The following is a 20,370-nucleotide window of genomic DNA, read 5'->3' on the forward strand; positions in this document are numbered from 1 at the left end:
ATGTAGTGTATCGCTGTCGCTAATTGGTATCCCTATGAGTTGGGGTTCTAATTACTGTTGCAGGTAACCGTATTGCCGAAACTATTGCAGGTAGTCATCACATTCCGAGGGACGGAATTTGCTGTTATCATTCTGGACACAGCCATTTGATTGCTTGCGCGATCTTTTGAAGATCGTGACTCCGTCATGATACATTGCGCCATTTCAGGGGTCCCGGCTTTGAAGCCATAGGCAGAACAACGTTTGCTGTAATAAGCTATCTGCTGTTCGGGCGTGGCGGTTAGAAACCACATCGGGGACTCAGGCATACCAACCCCGCCGCTCTGACACCCTGAAACACCCAGAAGAACAGCGATAAGAATAAACGTCTTCTTCAAAATTTCCTCCATCAAAAACGGAGGAAACTTATTCTAGGAGGCGCGCTAATAGGTATCGCTAACAGTTGGGTAATTAAGCTGCGTGTTTTTCGGTTTGCACAGTGAGTTGCAGGCCGAGAGCTTTCATGACTCCGAGAAGTGTGGAGAGCTTCGGATCGCCCTTTTCACTGAGAGATATGTAAAGTGCCTCGCGGGTAATGCCAGCTTCTTTTGCAATGTTGGTCATGCCTTTGGCTCTAGCGATATTGCCGAGCGCAACAGCAATGACCTTGGTATCGCCATCTTCGAAGGCGGCTTCAAGGTACGCTTCAATAGCTTCGTCGTTTTGCAGATAGTTTGCTGCATCCCATGGAATGGTTTTAATGGTCATATTAAACTTCCTTTGCCATTTCTACGGCAGCTTTTATGTCCTTGCTCTGCGTTGACTTATCACCGCCGCTTAGGAGAATAACCACGGTATTACCGCGTTTTACGAAGTAAAGCCGATAGCCGGGTCCGTAGTCGATACGCACTTCGCCTATTCCGTCGAAATATTTCACGTCGCCAAACAGGCCAATTGACAAGCGGTCGATGCGAGTTTGAACGCGTGCTCTTGCGCGCACATCTTTAAGGTTCTCGAACCAAGTTTTGAATTTGTCTGTTTGGCTAACTTCGATCATGTGTAATTTTTATATTACATAAATCGAGTTGTCAACATATAACTTGATGACCCGCCGTCCAATATGGGCGGCTTTTTTTATGGAGCAAACCGTATGACCCCAATTGAACAATATATCCGGCAGGCCGCATATCAGCGCGGCATCAACCCGGACATTGCAGCGCGTGTTGCAGGTCACGAAGGCATGAACGTCTTTGACCCGTCAAAGCCCGATCACGGTGGCGATGGCGGTTCGTCCTTCGGTCCTTTCCAGCTCCACTATGGCGGTATTAATCCGGCTATGCCTCACGCGGGAATGGGCGACGACTTCACCAAAGCAACCGGCCTTGATGCGCGCGATCCGTCGACGTGGCAGAAGCAAGTCGACTTCTCACTTGACCACGCTAAAAAACGCGGCTGGGGCAACTGGATGGGCGCGAAGGCGGCGGGCGTTGGACCTTGGGACGGCATCAACATGGCATCTGGCAATGTTGCAGCACAGCCAGCCTCTCCGCCACAGGCCCCCGGCACGCCAGCACCAGCTATGGGTCAACCTATCAACGTTGGAATGCCACCGGCCCAGCCAATGCAGCAGCCGCAGCAAGCGCCGCAAGTTGCGCAGAACCAACCACCGCAGCCAAGCATGACGACCGCGTTCAACGACTTCAAAAGCGGTGACGTTAAGGGCGGCTTGTCGAATGTATTTGGCTCTTTGTCGGGGATGGCGGGCTCATTCGACGGTGGGGCAGCAGCACCAGCACCGGCTGCACCACTTCAAGGACCATCACAACAGCAGATGCAGGCACTTAGCCAGGTATTATCTGGACTTGGTCGCCGCAGGAACAATCAGGCTTAGGAGGTAGACATGTCGAGCATTTACGACTGGAGTCTGCAGGCGGCGAACAATGCCAACTCAGACGATAATATCAATTGGGCAGAAGGCCAGCCCCCAAGCTCGGTTAACAACTCAGCCCGCGCGATGATGCAGCGCATCAAGGAATACATTACCGATATCGGCGGCGCTGCGACTGTGCAGGGAACACCGAATGTCATTTCGGTCTTTGCGAAGTCGCCATTCAATAAATATGTCGACGGTATCCGCATCAATCTGCGTGCAGTGAGCACAAACACCGGTCCGGCATCTCTCAACGTCAATGCTGTGGGTGCAAAGCCGATCTATTGCATCAGTCTTTCCGGTGTTGTCCCTATAGGAGCCGGACAGATACAGGCAGGCGGTATTTACGACTTCATTTATTGCTCGGCACTTGCTGACAATGCGGGCGGCTGGTTCATGTTCAACCCGACCCAAACGCAGAGCATTCCTGCCGGTCTGATTTTTGCGGTAGCCGCTCCTATCGTGCCGCCTGACTGCCTTTACTGTAATGGTCAGGCTATTTCTCGTACGACCTTCGCACGACTCTTTAACGTGATCGGTGGTCGCTATGGTGTTGGCGATGGCAGCACAACCTTCAATGTGCCGGATTTGCGAGCCGACTTTATCCGTGGTTGGGACGATGGCAGGGGCGTTGATCCGGGGCGTGTCTTTGGCAGTGAGCAGGGTAGTCAAAACCTTTTACACGAACACCCTTTTTCAGGGCAAACCGCCGCAGCTGGTGGCCACGATCATGACGCGGGGCCGCGTGAAGGCGGATATGGCGGCGCCGTTCACATCAGCAGAGCAATGTCGAGTTGGAGCGGCAACGCACCAAATCGCACCTCATGGGCTCCAGATCATTCTCATCCGTTCGCAGGCACGACAGCCGGAGATGGCGGGAATGAGGCGCGTCCGATCAATAAAGCAATGTATTTTGTGATCAGAACATGATGCAGGTGACAGATAACATCATCCTCACGCCGGTTTCAGCGATTACTGACACGGCCAACGTTCGCGTGGTTCTCTACGCGAATAACCGGCTTATTCACGCGCCGCTTGGTGAAATCCTGAAACCACTTCAAGACCAGATCAACGCGCTCACTGCGCGCGTCCAGACATTGGAGGGCCGATAATATGGCCGTGCCTTATCATACACATGACTTTGAAATCCCGATTGCAACGAAAGATGATGTTGTAGCGGGTGTGTCGAACAGCAAGGCGCTGACGCCTGCCTCTGTGGGCAATGCTGCCGCGCGAAACGTTGAAGACTTTGCAACGGCGGAACAGGGCGTGAAGGCCAGCACTGCCGTGCAGCCTGACGACTTGGCGAAAGTCGCAACGAGCGGCGACTATAACGACTTGAACAACCGGCCAGCGCTGGGAAGCGTTGCGAGCCGCGACATCACAGAGGTCGCCACAGCTGCGCAAGGCGCACTTGCTGACACAGCGGTCCAGCCACATGATATTGGCACAGCTGCAGCGCATGATGAAGCTGACTTTGCGACGGCTGGACAGGGCGCGACGGCTGATAGTGCATTGCAGGCACCGGGCGGCACGGCGGGGCAGGTTCTCACGAAGTCGAGTGACGGTGACAATGAAGTCGAATGGAAATCGGTGGCATCTGCAACCGCAGTTTCTTACGGTCCTCAAGAGCTTGTTGAAGCCGAAAAGAAACAAGTTCGCGATAACATCGGCATTGCGTCAGGCTTTTCAACCGCAGGCGAGTTGATAGTTACCGCTTCCGATGACGAGAGCGGCTATGTGTCTCTGACGCCGGGCGACAACACTCATACAGGCTATGTCGGTGGTTACTTCCCCGATAAAAAACGCAGCTGGTATCTTGGCTGGGGCGTAGAAAATGGTTACGTCACTATTGGCCTCGAAAACGGCACGAAGGGCATTTCGGTCGTAGGTGGCGGCTTCGATATTTCCAGTGGTCTCTTGACGGCACATTTGGGGGCTATGTTTAGCTCTGGAACGTCGAGCACACAATCTTACCCAATTCAAATGGGCTGGACTGGTGCGGCCTATGCGCATTGGAGATGGGTCTTAGAGCCAAGCTCATCGGGAAGCGGAATAACGCTTTCAAATTTCAACGCACAATCTGGCGCATACAACAAAACAGCGATGACCATCAATTACGATGGGGCTGCGAATTTCCCGATCAGCATTGTATCCGCTTACATTGAAAGCCGAGGCAATGTGAAAGCAAACAACGCTCTTGTGTGCGGCCCTTCCTATATGGACACGAGCGGCAACATCAATGGCACCGCGTGGGGTGGCCCTCTCAGTTCTTACATTGAAGGTCGATGTGCAGCCTTTGCCGACGACAGAAAGAACGGCTCTGTCACGGATACCCGCATCGCTGGCTGGGTCGAGTGGGCGTACTCGGATGTTATACTCAATCAATGGAACCAAGCGAGCGGATACGTCTTGACTGCATTTATGAGGGCTGGCGCGGGCAACCTCACAACCTCTCACTTTGCAGCGCGTCAGCCGCAAGTTTTTATCGCTTATGTTGGCTGGAGAGCCTTAGGACCGTACTAATGAAAAATTTTGGAAAATTAACTCCCATCTCGAAACGCTTCGACATTCCGGGGCCAATGCACATCAACGAGAATGGCGATACAGTCCACGGACCAATGCAGTCTGTAATTGTTAGCCTGTTCTGTACTAAAGACGGCAAAGATATCTGCGATGCGGCGAAGGATGATCCTCATCCTTTTTACATTGCGGTAAATGAGGACGGTCTAATCTTTTCAATGACAGATGACATTGAGCATTCTCAACTCGGTGGTTTTGACGTCATTGGCATAGATAGCAATTATGGTTTCACCTTTGGCCCCGGCGGCACTGTCTACGGCAAGAAATGGACCGGCTCGGAAATCGTTGATCCGATCAGTCTCATGACAGTCGAAGAATTGCGCACGATCATGCCGGAGCTTGAACGATGGCGGCTCAATGTCGTGATTAATCTGCGGTCTGGTTTGCATGACAAAATCGTCGCTGGATTGGAAGCTTTGCCAGATCCGAGCAAAACAATTGCTTTGGCCAAAATCGCCGACAAGCCTATGTTCCTACGCATTGATCCATTGTTTGATCAGATTTTGTCGATCCCTGAAATCGGTCTCACAGATGAAGACATTGATACGATGTGGAAGCAAGCCGCAGAATTGAATTGATACTGCCGTAAAATTCAAAATGACGCCGCCCTTTGAGGCGGTTTTTTATTGCCGAAAGTTTGAAAATGGAAATTAGTCTATTAATCCCGCTGATCCGGCAGGTCCTGCAGGCCGTGGGAAGTTACCTAATTGCACGAGGATATCTCGATACCGGCGCAGCGGACGCGCTCACCGGCGCACTGGTGAATGGCATCGTCTTTGTATGGTGGCTTGTTGAACACCTCCACATTCGCCAGAGGCTTAAAGCCACGGAAGTGCAGGAGGCCAAACAGCTATGAGTGATGAATGGCGATGGTTCCTTGATACTGACGTGCAAGTCGTTGGCTTCTGCATCTCAACACTGATTGTTGCATTTCGCATTCTCTCAAAGGCGATCAAGGACGGTGACGATGAGTTGCATCACCGCATCAATCAGGTCCGTGACGAATATGTTAGGCGGGTCGAATTCGATGCGCATTTCGATCTGTTGCGGGAGGACGTGCGCGAACTTCGTGAAGACCTGAAAGGGACAAACAAACGGCTTGATCAGCTTATGTCAGTTCTGGCGCAGGATAAGAAATAAGGGAGGCACTCTGAACCAAGGAAGGGGGGGCTCTGTTAATTCAGAGTGCGACACCTGCATAAACGGGTAAATGCAAGCGTGACGTCAATCAACCACGTTGGTCGGAGAATGCCAATCGCAAGAGGGTGGGAGCAAGATGAGCGGAAACAGTATGCCAAGTTCCAATACATCCCCCCTATCGAGGGCGTGACTTTCAGGGGATCTCTGATCGCAAGTGTCGTTTTAGTAGCTCTACAAATGGTTGCCTTCTCCGATACTGCGCCAAGCAGAGATAAAAATTTGATTCACTTAGCTTCAACATGAACCTCTGTGCAGCACTTACCAATGCGTGTGGAACTTCTATAATGTTTAGAGAATCAATCGGGGGTCCTGCCATGAAATTAAAGAATATCCAGTTTGGTAATGAGGCATTCCGTAAGCTAAGAAATCTTAAGATTAATTTCGCTCCTCGCATAACCGTCATTTCAGGACACAATGGGATTGGAAAGTCCACCATTCTAGGTCTTGTCGCGAATTGTTCGGGCCTATCGGGCGGCAGTGAGAAATCTTTATTCTCAAAACTCTTTCAATCAAACTTCCAAGAAGTATTTTATTTAGATTATCATAATGATCTTGAGAAATATTCCAAAAAAACTCCTAAGTTTATAATTAGTTACGAAATGCCAGATGGAGAAATTTTCTACAAATCTTGCAGTGTCAGTTCGCAAAGGCATCAGATAGACGCTTCGAAGTTCAAGAATCACATGGTTAAAGCTCCGCCTGCCAATAAAGCAGAAAAAGCTGCTGCAGGGGGAGAAGACGCACTCACCGAAGATGAGTTGGACGATGTTCTGGATCTCGTCGGCCCCGTAGTAGAAAAAGAAAAAGTTGACATTTGGCGACTGAGAATCATTCCGCGAAACTATGAGGGATCGCCTATACCCGGCACGATGAAGGAACTTGAAGAAAAGTATAGTATTGGTGGGTCTATGAAAGTGCCCATTCCGACTCTTTATCTCGGTATGAGTAGAATGTCTCCAATCGGAGAGTTTGAATCGGAGTTGATCCTAAAATCAAGAAAGAACATTTCAGAAGAAGATGCGAAATATATTATAGATTGCTTTAATGCTGTTTTACCATATTCAAAGCAAGAGATGAACCCTTCCGGCACAGTCACATTCCATGCTTTTTCTCAGTCGAAGAAACAGTCGATAGCACCCAACTTTGATCATAACTCGCTAGCAATCTCGCTCGGACAGGATTCAACAAGCTCGATAGTAACTGCTTTGGCGTCCTTCAATAAGCTTCAGCGGTCGGAAAATTACGAGTATAAGGGCGGAATACTTGTAATAGATGAAATAGAGGCCGGGTTACACCCGCGAGCTCAAATAAACTTAATGAATCTATTGAAGCGGGAAGCGAAGAGATTAAGTTTACAAATAATCGTGACGTCCCATTCTCTGACAGTCATAAAGAATATTTTTGATGGGAACGCGTCAGTAGAAGAAAAATATCAACAGGACTCTGTTCTTTATCTAAGTGATACGGCACTTCCAAGACTCATGAATGACGTCAGTTACACGAAGATTAAGAATGATATGGTTCTTTTGCCTCTTAGTGACGACCCTGTATCAAAAGAACCTGAATTGAATGTATATTTTGAAGATAATGAAGCATTATTTTTCTTTGAATCCATATTAAGATACAAAGAGATAACGGATACGTATAGTAGTTTTGGTTATAAATTGAATTTAGTATCCGCCAATCTAGGTGTCCACAATATTTATGCGCTCAATAAAGCATCAGAGCATTTTCGCCAGTCACTTATCGTTTTAGATGGCGATATGTCAGATACTCACGATTCCCATAACAAAAAGGGAAAGATAGTCAAAGCGGACAACATATGTGCGCTGCCCGGCCGACTTAAGCTGACTACAGGCGAATATCTTGAGGATTTGCCTCCCGATCGCATATTTTTCCGGTACCTTAAAGACAAGCTAGACAACGCTCAGGCAAATGCAGATTTTTGGATTGGTATGCCGGATCAGTTTACAACTGACAACGTCAGGGAGAATGTTATTTATTCGCGAGATTATGAAACCATTCCAGAACATCAGCGTAAGCGTGAATTTTATAAAAAATGGTTTAAGCACAATCAAGGAGCGATCGAAAAGTCGAACTTGATAAAGGCGTGGTGCAATGAGCACGCTGATGACGTTGACGCCTTTATAGACAAACTTACCAAGAGGGTTGATACACTAAAAAATAATTCTGGCCAAAACGCTTGAGAATTGATATTATTGAGAAAATTGAGAAGCGATTGGTATGATCATCAGACAAAACACGCCGCTGAGATATCCGGGGGGAAAAGCAAAATTCTCGCCATACATAAAATGTCTGATGAAAGAGTATCAACTTGTGGGAGGTCACTATGTTGAACCGTTTGCAGGCGGAGCTGGTGTTGCATTGGAAGTCCTATTCTCCAAGCACTCAACGGATATTCATATCAACGACATCGACCCTGCGATATACGATTTTTGGAACTCCCTTGTAAATCAAACGGACGATTTCCTGCGCCTGCTTAATGATACGGAAGTCACCGTCTCAGAATGGCATAAGCAAAAGGCAATTTTAGACAATCCGCAAGAGTACAGTAGGCTCGACCATGGTTTCGCGGCGCTTTTCCTCAATCGCACAAATCGTTCAGGTATTCTGAAAGCGGGCATAATTGGGGGGAAGGCCCAGACGGGAGCGTACAAGATTGACGCTAGGTTTCAAAAGAAAAATCTCATCCGAAAAATCGAAAAGATTGCAGAGTATTCGTCCAGGATTCACACTTACAACTTGGACGCCGTGGATTTCTTGAGGAAGATAGACAGGATAATTCCCGATAAATCATTAATTTACCTTGATCCGCCTTATTACGTCAAAGGGCAAGGATTATATCGCAACTATTATACGCATGAGGATCATGTCGAGATTCAGCAAGCGTTGATTAATGTGAAGAATAAGTGGATCGTATCATACGACAACTGTGACGAAATTCGCGATCTATACTCCAGTTATCGGCAGGACGAGTATCTGTTGAATTACTCAGCCTATCATAAGAAGAAGGGTGCCGAAGTAATGATATTCTGCGAGGAATTTAGTGATTTTACAATGAAGATAGGTTCTTTGAACGTTCCCCGGCCACGACGGCGGGCAAGCGTCTCCTCTGAGCCTTCTGTTTAGGTGCCATCATTGGAAATGTATCCTACAGTGCTCGTTGGTCAAGTCTTTCATAATTTTGTGGGCACAGCCACCATCAACTACGGCGCAAGAATTCGTTCCACTCGTCCATCATTGCTCGCCGTTTTGCTAAAGCAGTGCCGCGTCTGTACGCGGCTTCTGTTTTATCCCTCAGTACATGCGCTAATGCCGCCTCCGCGATATCGCGCGAGTAATTTGTCTCGTCGCCTGCCCAATCTCTGAATGAGGATCTGAGGCCGTGCAAAGTAGCGTTTCCAGCACCGGAAGAGCGAAATATTTTAATAAGCGCCGTATCGCTGATTGGAGTTGCTTCTTTCTCACCTTCAAATATGAGATCGCCGGTCGCACTCTGTCTCTGTATGTTCAGAATGTCGACGCCTCTGTCAGACAATGGAATTTCGTGGTCTCTTGCCGCCTTCATACGCTCGGCGGGGATGGTCCACAATTTTTCTTTGAAATTGATTTCGGACCATTTGGCAGAGCGGGCTTCGTTAGATCGCGCGGCGGTCAGGGCGATAAATTCCACTGCGCGCGCCGAAACTGTGTCTGATTGACGAAGGTTCGCTATAACCGCTGGAAGATCCTTATAGCTCACTGCCGCGTGATGCCCTCGTGAAAGCTTGCTACGCGCGGGGAGAAGCTCTTTGAGGCCTCCGCGCCAGTCCGCAGGATTATCGCCGACAAATAGCCCTCTGGCTTTTGCATGGTCGATTACTGCTGCTATGCGCTGACGCGTTCTGTCTGCTGTTTCCGGTATTTTTGTCCAGATAGGTTTGAGAACGGCCAAGACGTCGTCGCGGGTAATGTCAGCTATTGCTTTCGTATGCAGATCCCTTGCATACTTCTCGAGCGTCATGTTCCACTGGCTTTTGTGCTTCTCGTTCTTGAAGCTTTCCCGCTTCACAGTAAGCACATCGTCCATCACCTCTGCGAAGGTTGTCTTACGGGCCATGTTTTCACCGCGTGCGAGGCGCTGGCGTATATCTTCGGCCTTTTCGCGGGCGAGTGCCAGCGATACCGGTGCGGTGCCTTGGCCGTAGCCGCCTAGGCCCGTTTCCGTTCTCTGGCCTTTTCGTTTATGTATGAAAATCCACTGTTTAGAGCCGCTAGTTCGAACCCGTAAATAAAGGCCGTCGCCGTCTGAATAAATGCCCGGCTTCGTGAGGGTCTTTATCTTCGTTTCAGACAGCTTATTACGCGGCATTGTCGTTTCCCGTTGCCATAACTTCACGATGGAAAATACGGAAAAAATAGCAAATTGCAATGAGACCAGTGTAATAATATCAATAGCTTATATATCATGGCGGGCACCCCCTCCGCCATTTAGTTTTCTATGCACATCTCTATTTGTCGAAAGCCCATGAAACTCTGGGCTTTGACTTCTATTTCTACATCCATCCTCGTCTATACATAACCACTGCAAGGGGCACGCTTTGTGTATATTCTGTGTAGTGAATGGGCGGGATGAAACGACGTGTATACGGTGTGGAGAATGCTTACATTGCCATACGCGGCGATCAAAAGAGCACATCCAAAAGAGACATCTTGCCACGCTGCTGAATCGCTAGGATTTTCGGCTTTTATTGCGCCTGTTGGTGTTACAGTCTGGTACAATTGCTAGGGAGGACAGGGTAGGGGATGAAAGCTTTGTTGAAAATTACGATCCAGTTGAAAGTTGTCGTGCTTTTGTTGTTCGTGGCGTCAACTTAGGGGATGGCTGCCACGGCCGAAACTCTGTCCAAAGAAAAGGAAGCCCTTTGGATAGAGGAAAATCGACCGCTTCTCCTTGAGCGACTGAAAGATTCTGCCGATGCTAGGTTCAGCGACGAATTTGTGTCCTATAGGTCAGGCTCTCCAGTCGTATGCGGGAGAGTGGAATCGAAGAATAGCTTTGCTGGCAACGGCGGCAGCAGGCGCTACATGGGAGCTGGGAAAAGCATAGGCGCATTCACCGAAGACGATACCGTTGAATTCGCAGAAGTTTGGGATGCGGCCTGTTCTTAAAAGATTGAAAAGGCAATGATTTGTGGGCGCCAATGGGCCCTCTCTGTTGAATATGGAACCAATCTAGCCGCCGCTCATTGGGCTATTGCATGGTTTCGAGATAAACGGGAGGTATTGATCCATGAAACAGGTCAGCCCGCGTGAAGCACGGCAAGGCCGAGAGGGCAAACCAGTTCTGATTATCTTGCTGGTGAGTATTGCCGCAGCAGCAGTGGTTTGGTTTCTCGTCGAAATTTTCGGTAATGTAATTGCTCCTGACGTTCCTTCAAATAGCGAAGGCTCAATTCCGCCAGCAGCAACAGAAACGGTGCCTCCTGCATCAGGGCAGGGCCAGTAAAACGATCCCTAATTAGGGCATCAAAGGCTTTTCTATCCCAGCGAGTTGGAACAAAAGCCGTTCCTTTCCGTTGAAGGGAATGGAGCAATTCTGGGCCGAATTTACACACGACAATTTAATAAGCTTGCCAGTTGTTCTGGCGCGTATGCTGCTGGCAACGTTGCTGGGAGCAATCATCGGGCTTGAACGTGAATGGCGGCAAAGACCTGCCGGATTAAAGACCCATATGATGGTCTGTTTGGCTTCGGCGCCCTTTACCATCGTCTCACTTGAACTGGTGAATGTGCCTGAGTTTGATGATCAGAATATCCGCATGGACCCGTCACGTCTGGTAGAGGCGATCACAAGCGGTGTCGCATTCCTGGCTGCGGGCTTCATCATTTTCGCCAAAGGCAAGATAACAGGAATAACCACAGGTGCCGGCATGTGGTTAGCCGCGGCAATTGGCTTGGCCAGCGGCCTTGGGCTTTGGCATATCGCAATCATGGCGACAGTCATTGCTGTCGCCATGTTGATCCTTGTCGGTAAACTGGAGCAAAAGGTTGCTTCGGACAATAGCAAACCGAGTTAAGCACTCTGCTTACAAGAAACAGCTCAGAGCGGAGCGAGAGCCTGTTCGATTGTGTCCTTCAAAACGAGCCGCTGTTTGCGAAGGTTCGTTTCCTCCTCCTGGCTGACGGGTGCGATCTTAGTTTCCGCGCGATGGATACGGTCATTGACTGAATCGTATTCTTCAAGAATGCGGGCAAAGCGTGGATCAGCTGCCTTCAGCGCATGAATAGTGACAAGCTTTCCTGGAAACTCCTCACCGAGGGTGTGTGGTGTATTGGACATATAGTTCTCCTTCCTTTGATAAGAAGCAGGTTGGCAGTTGTCCGACGGAGTCTCATTGATCCCGATCAATAGGGAGGAATATCAGCACATGCAGATAACGCATGGCTGACATGCAAAGTCCGATGTTTAAACAGCGACTGAACAACACCATCTTTTAGGAAGCGGACCAGTAGAGCGTCCGTGATGGAGATGAAAATGTTTGCCCGTTTTAATAATCGTTTCGGTCGTGCTTTTGCGCAATTCGGCAGTGCCGTCCGCGCGTCTGCTGCCCTGCGAGTCGGTCATCAACCGACTGCCAGAGACCTTGAGACGCTCGGCATCGACGTGGCTCAGTTCCGTAAAATCAATGACTAAGATTATAATTGCTGAATGACATAAAGCCCCGGTTTGCCGGGGCTTTTTGCTTTTTAGTCTTCGTCGGTAGCCATTTGCTTGAGCAATTCGCCTTTGCCACGTTGACGCATAATCATCGGCACGACCACAGCGGCGAGTGCCAATGCGATCAATGTCACCGACACCCATGAGTTTATCAGCGTCATCGGGTTTCCCTGACTAATCTGCAGTGCTTGGCGGAGGCTTTTCTCTGCCATCGGCCCAAGAATAAGTCCCACGACGACAGGAGCAATCGGGTAGGAAAAGCGCCGGAGCACATAACCGAGCAGGCCGAATGCCAAAAGCAGGCCAAGCTCGAACGAAACCGGGAGGCCGAATAGCATCGATGTCGATGCATTGGCGCCAATGGTGCCGAGTGTGGCGAACACCAGAATGCCCGCATAAAGCCAGTGGCGTGGGATGGTGAGCATCTTCACCCATAGACCGATAAGCGGCAGGTTCAGAACCAGCAGCATCAGATTGGCGACCAGAAGACTTGCGACAAGCCCCCAAACCAGTGGAGCATTTGTCACAAAGAGCAACGGTCCAGGCTGCAGACCGAATTGCTGGAACCCGGCAAGCATGATTGCAGCCGTCGCTGTCGTTGGCAGCCCGAGCGTAAGCAAGGGCACGAGAGTACCTGCAGCTGATGCGTTATTCGCGGCTTCCGGCCCTGCAACGCCCTCGATCGCGCCTTTACCGAACTCTTCCGGATGTTTGGAGAATTGACGTTCTGCCGAATAGGAAAGGAAGCTCGACACGTCTGCGCCGCCTGCAGGCATTGCGCCGATAGGAAAACCGATTGCCGTTCCTCGCAACCATGGCATCCAAGAGCGCTTCCAGTCATTCTTGGTCATCCAGACAGAGCCTTTGACCGCAATGACTTCATCGTCAGGACTCAATTTCTTGGATACGACTGCAAGCGTTTCTCCGATCGCAAAGAGTGCCACCGCGAGCGTGGTAACATTGATGCCGTCGAGAAGGTTCGGTGTCCCCATCACAAGACGTGCCTGTCCGGTCAGTTGATCTATGCCGATCAGGCCAAGCGTCAGGCCGACGAAAAGTGAGGTGAGGCCGCGCAAAGTGGAATCGCCAAAGGCTGCCGACACCGTCATGAAAGCGAGCAGCATCAATGCGAAATACTCAGATGGACCGAAGGAGAGGGCGAATTTCACCACCCAGGGGGCAACGAATGCCAGTGCCAGTGTAGCGATAAGCCCTGCAATAAAGGAGCCGATGGCGGCGGTCGCCAGTGCTGGCCCTCCACGCCCCGCTCGGGCCATTTTATTGCCCTCCAATGCAGTAACGATGGAAGCGCTTTCTCCCGGTGTGTTCAGCAGGATCGATGTGGTCGACCCCCCATACATACCGCCATAATAGATACCCGCGAACATGATGAGCGATCCAGCAGGATCGAGCTTATAGGTAACGGGTAGAAGCAATGCCACAGTGAGTGCGGGACCGATGCCCGGAAGCACCCCAACAGCCGTACCAAGCGTGACGCCAATCAGCGCATAAATAAGGTTCGCTGGTTCAAGCGCCACCAGAAGTCCGTTGGCGAGAAGAGTGACAGTATCCATTGTTATCTCGCTCTAAACCAGATGCTCAAGCCAGCCTGATGGCAGCGAAAGCTGCAGGCCGCGTGCAAAAATGAACCAGATTACGAATGCAAAGACGATGCCGACAGGGACGCTGATCCAGAATTTGCGATAACCAAATCCGCGCGCTGTTGCTGCAAAGAGCAAGCCTGTTGCAATGGAAAAGCCCAAGGTCTTCATAGTCAGCATTTGAATGACCAACCCACCGACGATCCAGGCCATTGGCGCAATTTCCTGATGCTCGCGCTCTGGAAACTCACCCTTAAACGCGCTGATCACCGTCCATATAGACAGAATGAACAGCCCGGCTGCTATAATGTAAGGAACGGTTTTCGGTCCGACCGGTGAGTACGAAAGAACGTTATTTCCATAGGCCGTGGACCAGGCAATTGCGATAGCAACCGCCCCCAGAATGAGGGCGATCACAAGAGCTGCGTAATCTGGCGCCGTTCCTGTGGAACGGCGCTCTGCCTGCTGTTCACGTCCTGTCATTTGACGAGGCCGATTTCCTTGAGGATAGTTTCAGTAGACGCCACATCTTTGGCAAGCTGCTCCTTGAACGCATCGCCTGCGAGATAGGTGTCGGCCCAGCCTTTATCCTTGAGGGCCTTCTGCCAGGATTCCGACTTTACCATCTTCTCAACATCGGTATTGATAACCGCTACTTGTTCCGCAGTAATGTCGGGAGCAGCGCCCACCATGCGCCAATTCTGGATCGAAACATCAACACCGCTTTCCTTGAAGGTCGGTGCATCGATGCCCTCAAGGCGTTCGTCACTGGAAATACCGATAATGCGAAGCGTGCCAGCCTTGATCTGTGGATCGAACTCGCCGTAGCCTGAAATGCCCACGGTGACCTGATTACCTAGGATAGCTGCAAGTGCCTCACCGCCACCGGAGAAGGCAATGTAATTGACTTTTGTCGGGTCAACGCCAATGGCTTTGGCGAAAAGTCCAGCGGTGATGTGATCCGTACCACCAGCAGAACCGCCGCCCCAGGAAACAGAACCGGGATCGGCTTTGAGCTTGGTGACGAGATCACCCAGATTTTGAATATCGGAAGAAGCTGGAACAACGATGGCTTCATACTCGCCGGTAAGGCGAGCAATCGGGGTGATCGCATCAAGATTGACGGGAGAATTGTTGGTCAGAATTGCGCCGACCATGACATATCCACCAACAATAAGCTGGCTCGGATCACCTTTGTTCTGATTGACAAATTGGGCGAGGCCAATGGTGCCGCCTGCACCCGGAACGTTGATAACCTGAACGCTACCGGAAATCTTTTCATCCTGAAGCACGCTTTGCATTGTGCGTGCTGTCTGATCCCATCCGCCGCCCGGTGCTGCTGGCGCCAGAACCTTATAATCTTCCGCCGAAGCTGCTCCCGCTATCGCGAGCGCCGTCACGGATGTGATGGCCAGAATCCATTTACGCATAAGTCCTCCCTGAATGCACTTTGCGTGCATTTGCTGCTGTCTTTTGACAGCCCTCCTCAAAATCCTCTGCTTCCCGGGCAGAGACTACTGATCTGGAGACTACAGCAGAGAATTGCAATATACCAGCAAGGCTCCCGGCAACTTTTTACTCGTTTAACAGCATTAGCAAAAAGTCTGATGCGACCGTTTTATATAGCCGAATAAGTCTTCGGCTTCGCTTGACGCGTATAATGCCAGAATGTAATACAGTTACGACGGTTCCCCCGACCGAGAGTGAAGGGGATTAATAGGGAACACGGTGAGGACGACCCAAAAGGGGCCGAGACCGTGGCTGCCCCCGCAACTGTAAGCGGATTGCCGTTCATCCTCGTGACGCCCTAAAAGCGTCATGCCACTGAGTCTCTACAAAATGGCTCGGGAAGGCAGATGAACAGCGAACATCCGCGAGCCAGGAGACCTGCCGTCTAACGTAGTCCATTGTCACGGGCGGGGATGCCCGGAGCAGGAGTTGGTTATGACAGCTTTAAACGTCGCAAGACGTCGCCTCCCATTGTCATTCATATCCCCGGATATGTCAGTCTGCTTCATGCGCCGGATCGCTTCCGCCGTTTGATGCGGCTTTTTCTCATGTCATTTCGGGGATTTAAATGAAACTTTCAGGCCAAGTGCCATATAGCGCACTTCTAGGCGCAGTCGTTCTTTTCGCAACCGGTTTCGCAGCGCAGGCAGCTGAAACCCAATATCCGCTAACACTGAAAAACTGCGGTCGCGATGTAACCTTCAAACATGCACCGGAGCGGGCAGTGGCCGTTGGTCAGAGCAGCACCGAGATTCTCTACAGCCTTGGCCTGGGCGACAAAGTTGTGGGTACGGCCGTTTGGTTCGGCCCAGTCCTCAAAGGCTTTGAGGATGTGAATGCCAAGGTAAAGCGCCTGGCAGATAACGATCCGAGTTTTGAAAGCGTACTGGCGCAAAAGCCAGATATCGTTACAGCGGATTTCCAGTGGCACGTTGGCCCAATGGGCATTGTCGCAAAGCCGGAACAGTTCGAAGAATTAGGTATTCCTGCCTACACATCGCCTTCCGATTGCGTTGGCAAAGATAATTCAGGTGGCGGCGATGGTATTCGCACAGCGCCATTCACGATGAATATCGTCTATCAGGAAATCGGCGAACTGGCTCAGATCTTCAATGTACAGGATCGTGGTGAAAAGCTGATTGCAGACCTCAAGGCACGTGAAGACGCGGCCCGCCAAAAGATCGGCTCCTCTGATGGCAAGCTCTCAGCGGTTGTCTGGTTCTCCAGCACGCAGGTTGATGCTGATCCGTATGTTGCCGGTAAGTTCGGCGCTCCTGCCTATATTCTTTCTGCACTCGGCATCAAGAATGTGATTGAGAGTGAAGAAGAATGGCCAGCCGTGGGCTGGGAAACCATCGCCAAGGCAGGGCCGTCGATGATCGTTGCAGCGAAGCTTGATCGTCGTCGTTATCCTGCTGATGACATTGCAGTCAAACACGAGTTTCTCAAGTCTGATCCGGTGACGAAGTTGATGCCTGCTGTTGAAGGTGGGTATGTTTTTGATATCGATGCGCAGTCGATGAGCACGTCGTTGCGAGTGATCGAAGGCATTGAAACGCTGGCTGCTGATATCGCCGGTTCGGATATGAACAAGTGACGTCAAAGGCAGCCACAGCGGGCATTTCACTGAAAACCACGATGAGTTCCCGGGTGCTTTTGGGAGCACTTGCGCTCGTCCTGCTCTTTGTTGCTTTGTGGCTGGGTGCTGCCATTGGCGAAACCGCAATACCTCTGGACGTGGTGGCTAAAACCATCGCCAACCGCGTCTGGAATGCCGGTTACCCACTCGCGCCGATTGATGAAGGTATCGTTTGGAGCTATCGGCTGAGCCGTGCTGTTGTCGCAGCTTGCTGCGGTGCGGCACTGGCCTTGTCAGGTGTGGTTCTGCAATCGCTTCTCCGCAATTCGCTGGCTGATCCCTATATTCTGGGTATTTCTGCCGGGGCTTCAACGGGGGCAGTGAGCGTTGCTATTCTCGGAATTGGTGCTGGTGTGCTCTCGTTGTCAGTGGGAGCGTTTATTGGCGCAATCGTTGCTTTTGTTCTCGTTTCCTTGCTCGCATTGCGGGCAGGGCGCGGAAACAGTGCGATCATTCTAGCCGGCATTGCTGGTTCGCAGCTTTTCAACGCGCTGACATCTCTCATCGTCACGAAGGCAGCAAACGCCGAACAGGCGCGCGGTATCATGTTCTGGTTGTTGGGGAATCTTTCTGGTGTGCGCTGGCCGGATGTGGCGCTCGCTTTGCCCGCCTGTGTGGCGGGGCTTCTGATCTGTCTTTGGCATGCCCGTGCGTTAGATGCTTTCACCTTCGGTTCGGAATCCGCTGCGTCGCTTGGAATTCCCGTGCGGCGCGTCTATGCCGTTCTGATTGGTGTCAGCGCCATGATGACAGCGGTGATGGTGTCGATTGTCGGTTCCATTGGCTTCATCGGTCTGGTCATTCCCCATGCGGCCCGCATGCTGGTCGGTGTGCGTCATGGCAGATTGTTGCCTGCGGCAGCACTTATCGGGGCAATCTTCATGATCCTGGCCGATATTGTGTCCCGCATTATCATTCCCGGTCAGGTTTTGCCGATCGGAGTCATTACGGCATTGGTCGGTGCCCCAGCATTTGCGCTGCTGCTTGGACAGAGAAGGGCACAATCATGATGCTTTCTACAAACAACGTCTGCTGGTCGGCAGGAGGCGTTGAAATCCTGCGCGATGTTTCACTCGATGTGACAGAGGGCGAATTTCTCGGCATCATCGGGCCAAATGGCTCGGGTAAAACGAGCTTTCTGTCTTTGCTCTCAGGTGTAAGGCGAAGCCGCTCAGGTGAAGTCAGACTTTGCGACAAGCCAATCCAGAAATTCAACCGGCGTGAGATTGCGCGCAAGCTGGCACTTGTTGAGCAACAGGCCGGAACGACTGAGCGTATCACCGCGAGGCAGGCGGTGGAGCTGGGGCGCACACCATATCTCGGCGCTTTATCTCCATGGTCAGAACAGGACGATGCCATTGTCGATCGCGCCCTGACCAATGTCGATATGGCACATCTGGCGGATCGTTACTGGCATACGCTCTCAGGTGGAGAGCGTCAACGTGTGCATATCGCCCGTGCATTGGCACAAGACCCGCAGATATTACTTCTGGACGAGCCGACAAATCACCTCGATATCGGTCACCAAATTGGGTTGCTCGATCTGGTCAGGCGCCAGCAATTAACTGTTGTCGCCGCACTTCATGACCTCAACCATGCTGCCATGTTCTGCGACCGTATTGCAATTATGAACAAGGGGCGGATTGTAGATTTGGGGACGCCGCGCGAGGTTTTACGAGCCGAATGTATTCGCAGTGTTTTCGGCGTCGAGGTGGATGTCGAATATCACGGTGTGCATGGATGTCATATTCGCTATCGTGTGCCGGGTTATGCCGCGCTAGAACTTAAGCAATCGGCATAGAAATCATTCATTCGCCTTTGGTAATATTCGTCAATTAAGATCGAAATAAATAGGCGTTATTTAAAGTAGTTTCTAATATATAGAATGATTATTTTTTACTAAGTTTGTGAAAAGCTTCATTTTTTTCTTAAGTTTATCACGTCGTTGTGAGTGGTTTAGTTGACAAACTGTTTCCATTTCATTGACGGTTTGTTTATATGGGCGCATGTCGCATTTGGAAAAACGCTTTCTCAATTGTAAAAATTGAGATCACGTCACCAGAGTGATCGATGCAATCATATTGCGATGCATCGTTATTTCGGGTTCCAGATGTGTGAACCTAAATCGGTTTCCATGGGCGATTTCGTGGATCGATGATGGTTCAAATTTGAATAAGGTATAGATGTTGGCATGTCTGTGCTGCGGGGGCAGAACCTAAAGCGGGCATGTGGCTAATGTAATTTTTCAAATGAATTAGTTTAAGATTTATTCAACGGAGACCAGCCTTTTCGGATGGTCGCCGTACTTTATTCAGGGATACTGTGCGCCTGTGACCGTCAGATAAACCGCATAGAGCGATTTGGTTGCGGTGATAAACAAACGATTGCGGCGTGGTCCACCAAAGGTGACATTTGCCACTGTTTGCGGTGTCTTGATCTTGCCGAGAAGCTCGCCCTGCGGTGAGAAACAATGAACGCCGTCGCCCGCACTGGTCCACAGATTGCCGTCTGTGTCGAAACGGAAGCCATCTGGCAGGCCATTATCGACGGTGCAGAGAATCTTGCCACCTGTCACACTCTTGCCGTCATCCGCGACATCGAAAACGCGGATATGGCGTGGTGCATTCTCGTCATGACTATATGCACTATCGGCAACAAAGAGCTTTGTTTCATCGGGTGAAAAGGCGAGGCCATTTGGTTGATTAAAGTCAGTGATGACTGCCTTAAGCTCGCCGGTTGTCGGATCGAGGCGATAAACATTGCGTGTCGCTTGTTCCGGTTCGGCCTTGTAGCCTTCATAATCCGCCATGATGCCGTAGGTCGGATCGGTGAACCAGACAGCCCCATCTGAACGCACGATGACATCATTGGGAGCGTTTAGTTTCTTTCCCTGATAGCTGTCGGCCAACACGGTGATGCTGCCGTCGATTTCCGTGCGTGTAACGCGACGTCCGCCATGCTCGCAGGTAACGAGCCGTCCCTCGCGGTCGCGTGTGTTGCCATTGGCGAAATTGGACGGTTGCCGAAAAACAGAAACTCCGTCTTCAGGAACCCAGCGCAAGATACGCTCGTTAGGAATGTCGCTCCACAACAGACAATTATGATCGCTGAACCAAACCGGTCCTTCGGCCCAACGACAGCCCGTATAAAGTTCATCAAGATCGGCGCTTGCCACGATCATCTGCTTGAAGCGCTCGTCGTGGATTTC

At 50.7% G+C, this 20,370-nt stretch carries 23 protein-coding genes and 1 riboswitch; of the genes, 15 read left to right on the forward strand and 8 right to left on the reverse strand.

The window, feature by feature from the left end:
• Nucleotides 1–450: 450 nt before the first annotated feature.
• Both QBD00_RS08050 and QBD00_RS08055 read right to left on the reverse strand, forming a co-directional pair.
• Entirely contained in the window at nucleotides 451–747 is a 297-nt protein-coding gene (locus tag QBD00_RS08050) for an addiction module antidote protein (RefSeq protein ID WP_318579142.1), read from the reverse strand.
• 1 nt (nucleotide 748) lies between these two features.
• Nucleotides 749–1,036, reverse strand: coding sequence for a type II toxin-antitoxin system RelE/ParE family toxin (locus tag QBD00_RS08055; RefSeq protein ID WP_318579143.1), 288 nt, complete (start codon nucleotides 1,034–1,036; stop codon nucleotides 749–751).
• A 93-nt stretch (nucleotides 1,037–1,129) separates the two neighbouring features.
• On the opposite strand from QBD00_RS08055, the gene QBD00_RS08060 reads away from it, so the two are divergent.
• From QBD00_RS08060 to QBD00_RS08100, 9 genes are all read left to right on the forward strand, one after another.
• Entirely contained in the window at nucleotides 1,130–1,870 is a 741-nt protein-coding gene (locus tag QBD00_RS08060) for a hypothetical protein (RefSeq protein WP_318579144.1), read from the forward strand.
• A gap of 9 nt (nucleotides 1,871–1,879) precedes the next feature.
• Entirely contained in the window at nucleotides 1,880–2,839 is a 960-nt protein-coding gene (locus QBD00_RS08065) for a phage tail protein (RefSeq protein ID WP_318579145.1), read from the forward strand.
• Nucleotides 2,836–3,021, forward strand: a complete 186-nt coding sequence (locus tag QBD00_RS08070) for a hypothetical protein (RefSeq protein ID WP_318579146.1) — start codon at nucleotides 2,836–2,838, stop codon at nucleotides 3,019–3,021. Before QBD00_RS08065 ends, QBD00_RS08070 begins: the two co-directional genes overlap by 4 nt.
• A 1-nt stretch (nucleotide 3,022) precedes the next feature.
• The gene (locus tag QBD00_RS08075) at nucleotides 3,023–4,435 is read left to right on the forward strand and encodes a hypothetical protein (protein WP_318579147.1); all 1,413 of its coding nucleotides are present in this window, start codon (nucleotides 3,023–3,025) and stop codon (nucleotides 4,433–4,435) included.
• Nucleotides 4,435–5,070: a hypothetical protein gene (locus QBD00_RS08080; protein ID WP_318579148.1), complete on the forward strand. Its 636-nt coding sequence runs from the start codon at nucleotides 4,435–4,437 to the stop codon at nucleotides 5,068–5,070. The genes QBD00_RS08075 and QBD00_RS08080 overlap by 1 nt, the downstream gene beginning before the upstream one ends.
• Before the next feature lie 65 nt (nucleotides 5,071–5,135).
• The gene (locus QBD00_RS08085) at nucleotides 5,136–5,348 is read left to right on the forward strand and encodes a hypothetical protein (RefSeq protein WP_318579149.1); all 213 of its coding nucleotides are present in this window, start codon (nucleotides 5,136–5,138) and stop codon (nucleotides 5,346–5,348) included.
• Nucleotides 5,345–5,632 carry a hypothetical protein gene (locus tag QBD00_RS08090; protein WP_318579150.1) on the forward strand — a complete coding sequence of 96 codons (288 nt, stop codon included), beginning with the start codon at nucleotides 5,345–5,347 and terminating at the stop codon, nucleotides 5,630–5,632. The genes QBD00_RS08085 and QBD00_RS08090 overlap by 4 nt, the downstream gene beginning before the upstream one ends.
• Nucleotides 5,633–6,006: 374 nt before the next feature.
• Nucleotides 6,007–7,899 carry an AAA family ATPase gene (locus QBD00_RS08095; RefSeq protein WP_318579151.1) on the forward strand — a complete coding sequence of 631 codons (1,893 nt, stop codon included), beginning with the start codon at nucleotides 6,007–6,009 and terminating at the stop codon, nucleotides 7,897–7,899.
• Between the two features lie 37 nt (nucleotides 7,900–7,936).
• Nucleotides 7,937–8,842, forward strand: coding sequence for a DNA adenine methylase (locus tag QBD00_RS08100; protein WP_318579152.1), 906 nt, complete (start codon nucleotides 7,937–7,939; stop codon nucleotides 8,840–8,842).
• 73 nt (nucleotides 8,843–8,915) lie between these two features.
• Here QBD00_RS08100 and QBD00_RS08105 read toward each other — a convergent pair whose 3' ends face one another.
• On the reverse strand, nucleotides 8,916–10,064 hold the full coding sequence (locus QBD00_RS08105) for a tyrosine-type recombinase/integrase (protein WP_318579153.1): 1,149 nt from the start codon (nucleotides 10,062–10,064) through the stop codon (nucleotides 8,916–8,918).
• Nucleotides 10,065–10,985: 921 nt separating this feature from the next.
• Between QBD00_RS08105 and QBD00_RS08110 the strand changes: the two genes are divergently transcribed.
• Nucleotides 10,986–11,201, forward strand: coding sequence for a hypothetical protein (locus QBD00_RS08110; protein WP_151091976.1), 216 nt, complete (start codon nucleotides 10,986–10,988; stop codon nucleotides 11,199–11,201).
• Nucleotides 11,202–11,280: 79 nt separating this feature from the next.
• Complete coding sequence (locus QBD00_RS08115; RefSeq protein WP_318579154.1) at nucleotides 11,281–11,772, forward strand: MgtC/SapB family protein; 492 nt, start codon at nucleotides 11,281–11,283, stop codon at nucleotides 11,770–11,772.
• Between the two features lie 23 nt (nucleotides 11,773–11,795).
• On the opposite strand, the gene QBD00_RS08120 is transcribed toward QBD00_RS08115, so the two are convergent.
• Complete coding sequence (locus tag QBD00_RS08120; RefSeq protein WP_095444228.1) at nucleotides 11,796–12,035, reverse strand: YdcH family protein; 240 nt, start codon at nucleotides 12,033–12,035, stop codon at nucleotides 11,796–11,798.
• A gap of 195 nt (nucleotides 12,036–12,230) precedes the next feature.
• On the opposite strand from QBD00_RS08120, the gene QBD00_RS08125 reads away from it, so the two are divergent.
• Nucleotides 12,231–12,389: a hypothetical protein gene (locus QBD00_RS08125; protein ID WP_167388234.1), complete on the forward strand. Its 159-nt coding sequence runs from the start codon at nucleotides 12,231–12,233 to the stop codon at nucleotides 12,387–12,389.
• A gap of 53 nt (nucleotides 12,390–12,442) precedes the next feature.
• Here the strand turns inward: QBD00_RS08125 and QBD00_RS08130 are convergent, their stop codons facing one another.
• Genes QBD00_RS08130 through QBD00_RS08140 form a run of 3 tightly spaced genes read right to left on the reverse strand, consistent with a single transcriptional unit; the run spans nucleotide 12,443 to nucleotide 15,444 of the window.
• Nucleotides 12,443–13,987, reverse strand: a complete 1,545-nt coding sequence (locus QBD00_RS08130; RefSeq protein ID WP_151091980.1) for a tripartite tricarboxylate transporter permease — start codon at nucleotides 13,985–13,987, stop codon at nucleotides 12,443–12,445.
• Nucleotides 13,988–13,999: 12 nt separating this feature from the next.
• Nucleotides 14,000–14,497, reverse strand: a complete 498-nt coding sequence (locus QBD00_RS08135) for a tripartite tricarboxylate transporter TctB family protein (protein WP_264230697.1) — start codon at nucleotides 14,495–14,497, stop codon at nucleotides 14,000–14,002.
• Nucleotides 14,494–15,444 carry a tripartite tricarboxylate transporter substrate binding protein gene (locus QBD00_RS08140; protein ID WP_318579155.1) on the reverse strand — a complete coding sequence of 317 codons (951 nt, stop codon included), beginning with the start codon at nucleotides 15,442–15,444 and terminating at the stop codon, nucleotides 14,494–14,496. Before QBD00_RS08140 ends, QBD00_RS08135 begins: the two co-directional genes overlap by 4 nt.
• 238 nt (nucleotides 15,445–15,682) lie before the next feature.
• Nucleotides 15,683–15,924, forward strand: a riboswitch (cobalamin riboswitch).
• A 167-nt stretch (nucleotides 15,925–16,091) separates the two neighbouring features.
• Between QBD00_RS08140 and QBD00_RS08145 the strand changes: the two genes are divergently transcribed.
• Genes QBD00_RS08145 through QBD00_RS08155 form a run of 3 tightly spaced genes read left to right on the forward strand, consistent with a single transcriptional unit; the run spans nucleotide 16,092 to nucleotide 18,963 of the window.
• Nucleotides 16,092–17,120, forward strand: a complete 1,029-nt coding sequence (locus tag QBD00_RS08145; RefSeq protein WP_151091986.1) for an ABC transporter substrate-binding protein — start codon at nucleotides 16,092–16,094, stop codon at nucleotides 17,118–17,120.
• A gap of 41 nt (nucleotides 17,121–17,161) precedes the next feature.
• Nucleotides 17,162–18,172, forward strand: a complete 1,011-nt coding sequence (locus tag QBD00_RS08150; RefSeq protein WP_210318319.1) for a FecCD family ABC transporter permease — start codon at nucleotides 17,162–17,164, stop codon at nucleotides 18,170–18,172.
• The gene (locus QBD00_RS08155; RefSeq protein WP_318579156.1) at nucleotides 18,169–18,963 is read left to right on the forward strand and encodes an ABC transporter ATP-binding protein; all 795 of its coding nucleotides are present in this window, start codon (nucleotides 18,169–18,171) and stop codon (nucleotides 18,961–18,963) included. Before QBD00_RS08150 ends, QBD00_RS08155 begins: the two co-directional genes overlap by 4 nt.
• A gap of 510 nt (nucleotides 18,964–19,473) precedes the next feature.
• Here QBD00_RS08155 and QBD00_RS08160 read toward each other — a convergent pair.
• A complete protein-coding gene (locus QBD00_RS08160) occupies nucleotides 19,474–20,343 on the reverse strand; it encodes an SMP-30/gluconolactonase/LRE family protein (protein WP_318579291.1) in 870 nt (289 codons plus the stop codon).
• Between the last annotated feature and the right edge of the window lie 27 nt (nucleotides 20,344–20,370).

Source organism: Ochrobactrum sp. AN78 (genome assembly GCF_029909885.1).
Classification (GTDB): Bacteria; Pseudomonadota; Alphaproteobacteria; order Rhizobiales; family Rhizobiaceae; genus Brucella; species Brucella quorumnocens.